Genomic DNA, 10,985 nt, shown 5'->3' on the forward strand with positions numbered 1-10,985 from the left:
TGGCAAAAATCTTCCCTTCTTTCTTCCAGACAGTGTGACATTTGCATGACAAATAACAGTGCCTGTCCCGATTGCGCGTCATTAAGGCGTGCATGCGAGGCGACGCTCAAGCGCGCGCCGTCCATGCGCCAAAAGTGACGGACCGTTGAAGGTGCACCTTGGACTGCAGTCAGAGGCGGCCGGGACTTTTGCCTTGCATGCCGGCTTGCGCCGGCATATTCGATTTTGGTTTTAAGTTCAACGACAGGAACTGCAACATGACTGAAAACAATGCATCTGGCTCCAGCGTCTCCGCCATCGACGCTTACCTGAACAGTTCCGCCGCTGCCCAGCGCTTCACGGGCACGGCGAACGCCGATGTGCTCACCGGCACCACGGGCGCCGACGTGCTCGAAGGCCTGGCCGGCGACGACACGTATTACGTCAACCACAGCGGCGACGTAATCGTCGAGCTGGCCAACGGCGGCAGCGATACCGTCTACACCAGCGCCAATTACACGGTGGCCGACAACGTCGAGAACGTGCGCCTGACCGCAGGCGGCCTGACGGTAACGGGCAGCGCCAATACCAATAACGTCTTTTTCGTTGACGCGGCCGGTGGCAACAGGATCGATGGCGGCGGCACGGGCAACACGGTCAACTACATGGCTGCGGGCACGGGCGTGACGGCGACCTTGTCCGGAGCGAATGGCCCGGTGACGGCGCCGCCCGGCAGCGACGTGCTGCTCAATATCGCCAACCTCATCGGCAGCAAGCTCGACGATGTCCTGAGCGGTAACGAGCTCAAAAACGCCCTCGTGGGCGGTTTTGGCAACGATATCCTGCGCGGCGGCAAGGGAGACGATACCCTGGCCGGCATGCAGGGCGACGACACCTATCTTTTTGCCCGCGGCGACGGCGCCGACATCATCGTCGAGGTGGAAGAGGCGGCCAGCCATAACGTCGTCTCCTTCCTGGCCGGCGTCAGCGCCGACCAGCTGTGGTTCCGCCAAGTGGGCACGGCGCTGGAAGTGAGCACCATCGGCACGGCCGACAAGATCACCATCAATGGCTGGTATTCCGGCACGGCGCCGCGCATCCAGGAATTCCGCACGGCCGATGGCCGCGTGTTGCTGGGCAGCGACGTGCAAAACCTCGTGCAGGCGATGGCGGGCCTGGCGCTGCCGCCGGCCGGCCAGCTGACCTTGCCGGCGGCGACGGCCGCCGCCCTGGCGCCGGCGCTGGCGCAGAACTGGCGCACGGAAGGGCCGTCCCAGCCCGGCAACGGCGTCTTTACCGGCACGGCGAATCCGGACATCATCCAGGGCACGGCGGGCGCCGACGTGATGGCGGGCCTGGCTGGCGACGACACGTATTACGTCAACCACAGCGGCGACGTGGTGGTGGAACAGGCTGGCGGCGGACGCGACACCGTCTATGCCACGGTCGATTACACCTTGGCCGCCAACGTCGAAGAGGTGCATGTGAGCGCCGCCGGCCTGACGGTGACGGGCAACGGCAATGACAACGTGTTCCACGTCGATGTCGCCGGCGGCAACGTGCTGCGCGGCACGGGCACGAACGGCACGGCTACCTATGCTGGTTCCAAGGCGGGCGCGACGGCCAGCATCGTTTCCACCAACGAATCCCACGCGGCCCGCCCGGGCAGCGATGTGCTGGTGAATATTTCCAGCGTGACGGGCAGCGGCTATGACGACGTGCTGTCTGGCAACGAGTTGGCCAATACCCTGGCCGGCGGCCTCGGCAACGACACCTTGCAAGGCGGCAAAGGCAACGACGTGCTGACGGGCGGCTTGGGCGACGATACCTATGTCTTTGCGCGCGGCGACGGCGCCGACGCCATTGTCGAATCGTCCGCCGATGCCAATTACGACACCATCGCCTTCCTGGCCGGCGTCAACATCGACCGGCTGTGGTTCCGCCAGGTGGGCAATGACCTGGAAGTGAGCACCATCGGCACGACGGACAAGATCACCATCCGCGCCTGGAACGCGGCCGTGCCGAACATCGAGGAATTCCGCACGGCCGCCGGCCACGTCATGCGCGGCGCCGACGTGCAGCTGCTGGTGCAGGCGATGGCGAACCTGACGCCGCCGCCGCTGGGCCAGCTGACCTTGCCGGCCAGCACGGCCACCGCCCTGGCGCCCGCGCTGGCCCAGGCCTGGCACTTCAACGGTCCCACGCAACCGACGGGGCAGACCTTCGTCGGCACGGCGGGCGCCGACGTCATCAACGGCACGGCCGGCGCCGACCTGCTGCAAGGCCTCGGTGGCGACGACACGTATTACGTCAACCACGGCGGCGACTTCATCGATGAGCGGGGCAATGGCGGCAACGACACCGTGTACACCAGCGTCAACTACACGGTGGCCGACAACGTCGAGTACGTGCGCCTCACCGGTCCCGGCCTGACGGTGACGGGCAGCGCCTATACCAGCAACGTCTTCCATGTCGGCACCGCCGGCGGCAACGTGCTCGACGGTGGCGGAGCGGGCAATTCGCTGTCCTACGCCACTTCCACGAGGGGCGTGACGGCCGCCTTTGCGCCCGTTGGCGGCCCGATGACGGCGCGCGCGGGCAGCGACGTGCTGGCCAATTTCAATGCCGTCATCGGCAGCAAGTTCGATGACGTGCTGACCGGCAATGAACTGAAGAACATCCTGCTGGGCGGCCTCGGCAACGATACCCTGCAAGGCGGCAAGGGCGACGATGCGCTGGCCGGCACGCTGGGCAACGATACCTATATCTTCGCCCGCGGCGACGGCGCCGACACCATTTCCGAGGCGGACGAGGCGGGCAGCCGCGACGTGGTGTCCTTCCTGGCCGGCGTCAGCGCCGAGCAGCTGTGGTTCCGCCAGGCGGGTGCCAACCTCGAAGTGAGCACCATCGGCACCGCCGACAAGGTCACCGTCACGGGCTGGTACGAGAGCGCAGGGCGACGCATCGAGGAATTCCGCATGGCCGATGGCCGGGTCTTGCTGGGCAGCGATGTACAAAAGCTCGTGCAGGCAATGGCAGGCCTGACGCCGCCACCGGCTGGCCAGCTGACCTTGCCTGCAGGCACGGCCGCCATCCTGGCGCCGGTGTTGGCGCAGAACTGGCGCGCCGCGCAGCAATTTAATGCCGTCAGCCAGGACGGAATCGGCGGCTGGCAAGCGGATTCCGCGCAGCTGGTGCAAGCGATGGCCGGCTTTGCCGTGCCGGCGGCCGCATCGGCGCCATGGTCAGGTCACGGCAATCCGTCGACGCAGCTCCAGCTGGCGGCGGCGCATTAAACCGTTGAGTAACTAGATCCACCCTCACGCAGCCGGACCGGGGCGACCGGCGCCGGCCTGGCTGCGCCATTGAATCTCTTATATTGCCCGATGACAGTCCTCTCCCAACGCAACGATACGCCGTCCCTGGAAAAAACCTCGCCCGACACGGGCTTGCTGTCGCTGCAGCTGATGGCCAGCCTGCACGGCATCGCCGCCGATGGCGCCCAGCTCAAGCATGCCTTCGGCCAGGCCGTGTTCACGCGGCAAACCGTGCTGCTGGCCGCCCGGCAACTTGGCTTGACGGCCAAACTGGTGCGCCAAGCGCCCGCACGACTGGCGCAAGCGCCGCTGCCGGCCATCGCCATCGATACGGACGGCCGTTTCTTTATCCTCGGCAAGGTCGAGACGGGTAACGATGGCGTGAGCAAGGTGCTGGTCCAGCATCCGGGCCAGCCGCCGCACATCCTCGGCCGCGACGCGTTTCTTGCCGCCTGGACGGGCGAGCTGATCTTTTTCACCAGCAAGGCCAGCTTCGCGCGCGAGACGGCCCGTTTCGACTTCAGCTGGTTCATCCCCGCCATCGTCAAATACCGCAGGCTGCTGGGCGAGGTATTGCTGATTTCCTTCGTGCTGCAACTGATCGGCCTGGCCACGCCCCTGTTTTTCCAGGTGGTGATGGACAAGGTGCTGGTCAACCACGCGATGAAAACCCTGCACGTGGTGGCCATCGGCCTCGTGTGCGCCATCGTCTTCGAAGCCGTGCTGGGCCTCATCCGCACCTATGTTTTCGCGCGCACCAGCAGCAAGATCGACGTGGAACTGGGCGCGCGCCTGTTCCGCCACCTGCTGGCCTTGCCGATCGCGTATTTCCAGGCGCGCCGCGTGGGCGATTCCGTGGCGCGCATCCATGAACTGGAAAACATCCGGTCTTTTCTCACCGGCAACGCCATGACCGTGATGCTGGACCTGCTGTTTTCCTTCATCTTCATTGCCGCCATGCTGTGGTACAGCGCGGCGCTCAGCGTCGTCGTGCTGGCCTCGATTCCCGTCTACGCGGCCCTGTCGATGCTGCTCACGCCCGTGCTGCGGGGCAGATTGAACGACAAATTCAACCGCAGCGCGGAAAACCAGTCTTTCCTGGTTGAAACCATCAGCGGCGTCGATACGCTCAAGGCCATGGCCGTGGAACCGCGCTGGCAGCAGCAGTGGGAAAAGCAGCTGGCCGGCTATGTGTCGGCGGGCCTGTCGGCGAATAACATCGGCATGCTGGCCAGCGGTGGCGTGACCCTGGTCAGCAAGCTGGTGACGGCGGTCATCATGTGGTGGGGCGCCACCCTCGTCATCGACGAGAGAATGACGGTGGGCGAACTGGTCGCCTTCAACATGCTGGCCGGACAGGTGGCATCGCCCATCTTGCGCCTGGCGCAGCTGTGGAACGATTTCCAGCAAGTGGGCATTTCCATGAGCCGGCTGGGCGATATTCTCGATGCCAGAGCGGAAGCGGGCAGCCAGAAGGCACTCCTGCCGCGCATCGCGGGCGCCATCGAGTTCCAGCAAGTGGGTTTCCGCTACCGGCCCGATGCGGCCGAGGTGCTGCGCAATGTATCGATCAGCATCGCGCCTGGCGAAGTGATCGGCATCGTCGGGCGTTCCGGTTCGGGCAAGAGCACCCTGACGCGGCTGGCGCAGCGCCTGTACATTCCCGAGCGGGGCAAGGTGCTGATCGACGGGCAGGATATCGCCGTCATCGACACGGCCTCGCTGCGGCGCCAGATCGGCGTGGTGCTGCAGGAAAACATCCTCTTCAACCGCTCCGTGCGCGACAACATCGCCCTGAGCGACCCGGCGCTGCCCATCGATGCCGTCATCGCCGTGGCGAAACTGGCGGGCGCCCACGATTTCATTTGCGAGTTGCCCGAAGGCTACGACACCATGGTGGGCGAGCACGGCACGGGCTTGTCGGGCGGCCAGCGCCAGCGCATCGCCATCGCCCGCGCCCTGATCGGCAATCCGCGCATCCTGATTTTCGACGAGGCGACGAGCGCGCTCGACTACGAATCGGAAAAGATCATCCAGGACAATATGCGCGGCATTTGCGCGGGGCGCACCGTGCTGATCATCGCCCACCGCCTGTCGGCCGTGCGCGAAGCGCACCGCATCGTGGTCATGGAGCGGGGGCAGGTGGCCGAACTGGGCACGCACGACGCGCTGCTGGCGCAGCCGGGCGGCATCTACGCCCATCTGTACAGCTTGCAGCAAGGCACGCACGGGAGCGCAACAGGGGACGCAACATGAGCGCCGGCCACCGCCTGGCCGCGTATGGCGAGCTGTTGCAACGTTACGCTCAGGTGCTGCGGCACAGCTGGCGCGACCGCGCCGCCTTGAGCGGCCCCGTGCTCAGCGAAGACGAGGCGGCCTTCTTGCCGGCCGCGCTGGCGCTGCAGGAGCGGCCCGTGTCGCCTTCGCTGCGCCTGACGGCCAGGGTGCTGATGCTGCTGGTCGGCTGCGTCGTGCTGTGGGCGGTCTTCGGCCAGGTCGACATCATCGTCAATGCGGCCGGCAAGATCATTCCGTCCGGCAACACCAAGACCATCGCCTCGGTTGACGTGGCGGCCGTGCGCGCCCTGCACGTGAAGGAAGGGCAGGCCGTCAAGGCGGGTCAGCTGCTCGTGGAACTCGACAGCCGGGGTCCGGACGCCGAACGCGACAAGGCCGCCGGCGACGCCGTGGCGGCCGCGCTGCAAATGGCCCGCTCGCGCGCGCTGATCGCCGCCGTCGATACCTTGACGCCGCCCAGGCTGGTGGCGCCCGATGGCGCCTCCGCCGCCCAGCGCGAGGAAGCGCAGGGCCACCTCGATGGCCAGTACGCGAGTTTCCGCGCCAGGCTCGCGCATCTCGATGGAGAAATCGCCCGCTACGCCCAGGCGCTGCCGCTGGCCACGCGGCGCGCCGGCGACTACCAGGCGCTGCTGGCCACGCGCGACGTGGCCGAACACGCGTGGCTGGAAAAGGAGCAGGCGCGCATCGACCTGGCCGGCCAGCTGGCGTCGGCCCGCAGCGAGCGCGCGGCCCTGGTGGCGCAGACGCGCAAGGACGCCTACGACGCGCTGACGGAAGGGGCGAGGGTGGCGGCGGCCAGCGGCCAGGATGCGCGGCGCGCGGGCGCCCGCGGCAGCCTGCTGCGCCTGACGGCCCCCGTCGACGGCACGGTGCAGCAACTGAAACTGCACACGGTGGGCGGCGTCGTGCCGGCCGCGCAGGCGCTGATGCAGATCGTGCCGCGCCAGGGCAAGCTGGAAATCGACGCCGTGCTGGAAAACCGCGACGTCGGCTTCGTGCAGCCGGGCCAGGCGGTGGCCATCAAGGTCGACGCCTTCGATTACACAAAATACGGCACCGTGCCCGCCGTCGTCAGCAGCGTCTCGCGCGACGCCGTCGAGGATGAAAAAAAGGGGCTTGTGTATGCCGTGAAAATCACGCTGCAGCAGCCGTCCATCGTCATCGACGGCAGATTGGCGCCGCTGTCGGCCGGCATGGCGGTGCGCGCGGAAATCCGCACGGGGACGCGCAGGGTGATCGAATACGTGCTCTCGCCGCTGGTGCAGCACCAGAAGGAGGCGCTGCATGAACGCTAGACGCCGCGTCATGGCCGCCATCGCCGCCAGCTTGCTGCTGGCCAGTGCTGCGGCGCAGTCGGGCGAGCATGAGGCCGCGCCATGCCCGTCCGCGTACGAGGCGAGCGTGCGATTGACCTTGCCGGCGGCCGTCGACCTGGCCCTGTGCCGCAACGCGCAGGTGCACAGCGCCTGGGCCGGCATCCGGCTGCAGGCGGCCGGGCTGGGCGAGGCCAGGGCCGCCTTTTTGCCGACCCTGAATGCGGGCCTGAGCCGGGTGCACGACCGCACGGCCTATCCCGGCGCCAGCACGCCGTCCGGCAGCTTGAACAGCAATACGGGATCGCTGAGTTTTTCCTGGCGTTTGTTCGACTTTGGCGGGCGCGCGGCGGGCCAGCGTTCGGCGCAAGCCATGCTGGACGCGGCCCTGGCCAACCGCGACGCCGTGCTGCAAAAGACGCTGGCGGCCACCGTCAGCGCGTATTTCGAGGCCCAGACGGCGCGGGCCAACGTGCGGATGCGCGAGGAATACCGGGCGCTGGCCAATGAAACGGTGCAGGCCACGCAGCGCCGCGCCCAGCGGGGCCTCGGTTCGCACAGCGACACCCTGCAGGCGGCGAGCGCGCTGGCCAAGGCGGCCCTGGGCGCCAGCCGGGCCGATGGCGAATTCCGGAAGGCGCGCGCCGTGCTCGTCTATACGCTGGGCTTGCCGGCCGAGGCGGGCGTGGTGCTGGATGACGATGCGGATGCCCCGGTGGCTGGCCTGCGTGAAGATTTGCACACCTGGCTGGCGCTGGCCCAGGCGCGGCACCCGGCCATCGTGGCCGCGCAGGCGCAGCTGGCGGCCGCGCGCGAACGGGTGGCCGTGACCGAGTCGGAGGGCCGGCCCAGCATCGACCTGACGGCCAATATCTACCAGAACGGCCGCCCCAACCAGGGCTTGTCCGCCGCGTCCACGCGCGAAACCCTGGTGGGCATCTCATTGAACATTCCCCTGTTCGACGGTTTTGCGCGCCACTACAAGGTGCGCGGCGCGCTGGCGCAGGCCGGGCAAAGGGAAGCCGAGGCGCAAGAGGTGCAGCAGCAGACCCTGATGGAACTGGTGAAAACGCATGCGGAAGCGAGCACGGCCTTGGCCAACCTGGCCGCGTCGCAAGCATGGCTGGACGCGGCGCGCGATGCCCAGGCCAGCGTGCAACGCAAGTTCGGCCTGGGCGCGGCCGACATCCTGGAAATGCTGAACACGCAGTCGGCGCTGCTCGAGGCGCAGCAGGAGCGCATCCGGTGTCAGGCGGAATGGCGTTCGGCCCGGCTGCGTCTGCTCGCCAGCGCCGGCGTGCTGGGACGGGAGGCGATTGCAGGGCGTTAATAGGCGCATTCCGCGCGCCATGCCGGCGCAATTATGACTATATTAGAGAGGCTAATCCACACACCGGCCAAGGGAGACATCATGCACAGCATACAAAAGATTACCCCGTGTTTATGGTTCAACGGCCACGCCGAGGCGGCGGCCCTGTTTTATACGGGGATATTCCCCAATTCGAAGATCGGCCAGATCCTGCGCTATGGCGAGGAGGGCAAGGAAATCCACGGCCAGGAGCCGGGCAGCGTGCTGACGGTGGCGTTCGAGCTCGATGGCCAGACGTTTACGGGCCTGAACGGCGGCCCTTTGTTCCAGTTTTCCGAAGCCATCTCGTTCCAGGTCAATTGCGAAACCCAGGACGAAGTCGACCACTACTGGAACCAGCTGTCCGAAGGCGGGCCGCCGGAAGCGCAGCAATGCGGCTGGCTCAAGGACCAGTTCGGCGTGTCCTGGCAGATCGTGCCCACCATCATGGTCAAGCTGCTGGGCGATCCCGACCCCGTCAAGGCCCAGCGCGTGATGAAAGCCATGATGGGCATGAAAAAGATCGACATCGACGAGATCAAGCGGGCGTACGCGGGTTAGTCCGGCAGCGGGGACGGTGCGCGGCCGCACGCCAGCGGCGCGCCCTGTCCAAGATGGCCGGCATTTGCTATAGTTCCTGCCATCTTTCCACCTGCCTACCTGACCTGCCATGACCACTAGCCCCACCATCGCTCCCCGCACCTTCGGTACGCCCCTGTCTTCCACCGCCATCAAGGTCATGCTGCTGGGCTCGGGCGAACTGGGCAAGGAAGTGATCATGTCGCTGCAGCGCCTGGGCGTGGAAGTGATCGCCGTCGACCGTTATCCGAATGCGCCGGGCCACCCGGTGGCGCACCGCTCGCACGTGATCGACATGAGCGACGGCGTGGCCCTGGCCGCCCTGATCGAGCTGGAAAAGCCGGACCTGATCGTGCCGGAAATCGAAGCCATTGCCACCGATACGCTGGCGGCGCTGGAAGCGGCCGGCCAAATCACGTGCATCCCGAACGCACGCGCGGCCGTGCTGACGATGAACCGCGAAGGCATCCGCACCCTGGCGGCGGAAACCCTGGGCGTGGCCACGTCGCCATACCGCTTCGCCAGCAGCCTGCAGGAGTTGCAGCTTGCCTGCCAGGAAATCGGTTTTCCGTGCGTGGTGAAACCCGTGATGTCCTCGTCGGGCAAGGGCCAGTCCAAGCTCGATGGCGCCGCTGACGTGGACGCGGCGTGGGCGTATGCGGCCAGCGGCAGCCGGGTCGATACGGGCCGCGTCATCGTCGAGGGTTTCATCGACTTCGATTACGAAATCACCTTGCTGACCGTGCGCTTTGTTGCCGCCTCGGGCCAGATCGAGACGCAGTTCTGCGAGCCGATCGGCCACTTGCAGGTGCATGGCGACTACGTGGAATCGTGGCAGCCGGCCCGCATGGCGCCGCTGGCACTCGAGCGTTCGCGCGACATCGCGCGCAAGGTGACGGACAACCTGGGCGGCCTGGGCCTGTTCGGCGTGGAGCTGTTCGTCAAGGATGACATGGTGTGGTTCTCGGAAGTGAGCCCCCGTCCGCACGACACGGGCATGGTCACCATGGCCAGCCAGGTGCAGAGCGAATTCGAGCTGCACGCGAAAGCCATCCTTGGCTTGCCCGTCAACGTGGCGCTGCGTTCGCCCGGCGCGTCTGCCGTCATCTACGGCCAGCTGGAAGCGAAAGGCATCGCCTTCGAAGGCGTGGCCGACGCCTTGAGCGTGCCGGGCGCCGACGTGCGCCTGTTCGGCAAGCCGGAATCGTTCGCCCGCCGCCGCATGGGCGTGGCGCTGGCCACGGCCGACGATATCGACACGGCCCGCGCGCGCGCCGTGCTGGCCGCGTCCAAAGTGAAACCGGTCGCCCGCTGATGGCTGAATCCATGGTCGAGGCCAGCCTGCCGCAGGCCGATGCCGGCGGCGACGACATCAAGCGCAAGCTGCGCGGTTACATCGCGCGGCGCAACCTGGCCGGCGCCGCCAACGATTGCAAGTGGAACGAACTGCTGGCCTTCATGCGCGGACGCACCGACTGGGCGCCATCGTACCGTTACGGTTCCGTCACCGGCTATGTGTCGCGCTGGGATACGGAATGGGATTACCACCCGCCGTTCCCGTTCCTGGGCGTGGAATGGCTCGATATCAGCCTGTACTCGGAAGAACACGTGGCCATGCTGCTGCCAAAGAAAATCATCGATCACGGCGTGTGGATCGTGCCGGAGCTCAAGCGCATCGGCTTCGATTTCGAGGTGCGGGACCGGGTGGCGCGCATCTGGGGCTACTTGCCGCGCTCGTACCACGATTTTCCTCCCGCCGACTAATTCAAAGAGTAACTACCTGCCTGAAAACGCTATCCCGCCAGTACCGCAACGGGACGACGCCGTCGTCCGCCTTCGACGGCGATCCGGTGCAGGCACCATCGTGGCTGTTCGATCTGGTCTACCAGGTCAGCCAGAACGTGGCCGACCATGGCTCCATCGATTTGCTGGTGCAGCGTCACGGCAGCGTGTCGATGGCGCTGGACTTGCACGATGCGCCCAAGGGCCTCGAATGCGAAAACGAACAGGTAGGCATGCTGCTGGCCCCGGGCGCTAGCACCATTGATGCTGCTGACGCTCACCGTGCTGCAGCCGGCCGAACTGGCGTATATCAGCGCGGCGCGACCTGGCCGCGGCACTGGCCGCGTCGCCGACGGGGCATCTGAT

8 protein-coding genes are annotated in these 10,985 nt (G+C 66.6%); all 8 read left to right on the top strand.

The annotated features are described in order from the left end of the window. Positions 1-257 precede the first annotated feature (257 nt). The 8 genes from CLU90_RS04245 (at position 258) to CLU90_RS04280 (ending at position 10,984) form a co-directional block, all read left to right on the top strand. Positions 258-3,275, top strand: coding sequence for a calcium-binding protein (locus tag CLU90_RS04245; RefSeq protein ID WP_100427274.1), 3,018 nt, complete (start codon positions 258-260; stop codon positions 3,273-3,275). A 90-nt stretch (positions 3,276-3,365) separates the two neighbouring features. After that, positions 3,366-5,552 (top strand): type I secretion system permease/ATPase, encoded by a 2,187-nt coding sequence (locus tag CLU90_RS04250; RefSeq protein WP_100427275.1) that lies wholly within the window; start codon positions 3,366-3,368, stop codon positions 5,550-5,552. Next, the gene (locus CLU90_RS04255) at positions 5,549-6,892 is read left to right on the top strand and encodes an HlyD family type I secretion periplasmic adaptor subunit (protein ID WP_092716599.1); all 1,344 of its coding nucleotides are present in this window, start codon (positions 5,549-5,551) and stop codon (positions 6,890-6,892) included. The genes CLU90_RS04250 and CLU90_RS04255 overlap by 4 nt, the downstream gene beginning before the upstream one ends. Further along, on the top strand, positions 6,882-8,240 hold the full coding sequence (locus CLU90_RS04260; RefSeq protein WP_092716601.1) for a TolC family protein: 1,359 nt from the start codon (positions 6,882-6,884) through the stop codon (positions 8,238-8,240). Before CLU90_RS04255 ends, CLU90_RS04260 begins: the two co-directional genes overlap by 11 nt. Before the next feature lie 81 nt (positions 8,241-8,321). Then, the gene (locus tag CLU90_RS04265; protein ID WP_058049548.1) at positions 8,322-8,819 is read left to right on the top strand and encodes a VOC family protein; all 498 of its coding nucleotides are present in this window, start codon (positions 8,322-8,324) and stop codon (positions 8,817-8,819) included. A gap of 109 nt (positions 8,820-8,928) precedes the next feature. Beyond that, entirely contained in the window at positions 8,929-10,152 is a 1,224-nt protein-coding gene (purT, locus tag CLU90_RS04270) for a formate-dependent phosphoribosylglycinamide formyltransferase (protein WP_092716603.1), read from the top strand. Next, on the top strand, positions 10,152-10,601 hold the full coding sequence (locus CLU90_RS04275) for a DUF6678 family protein (protein WP_232731067.1): 450 nt from the start codon (positions 10,152-10,154) through the stop codon (positions 10,599-10,601). Before purT ends, CLU90_RS04275 begins: the two co-directional genes overlap by 1 nt. A gap of 86 nt (positions 10,602-10,687) precedes the next feature. Continuing rightward, positions 10,688-10,984, top strand: coding sequence for a hypothetical protein (locus CLU90_RS04280; protein WP_092716607.1), 297 nt, complete (start codon positions 10,688-10,690; stop codon positions 10,982-10,984). Position 10,985 lies beyond the last annotated feature (1 nt).

It is taken from the genome of Janthinobacterium sp. 67, assembly GCF_002797895.1.
Taxonomy (GTDB): Bacteria; Pseudomonadota; Gammaproteobacteria; order Burkholderiales; family Burkholderiaceae_D; genus Janthinobacterium.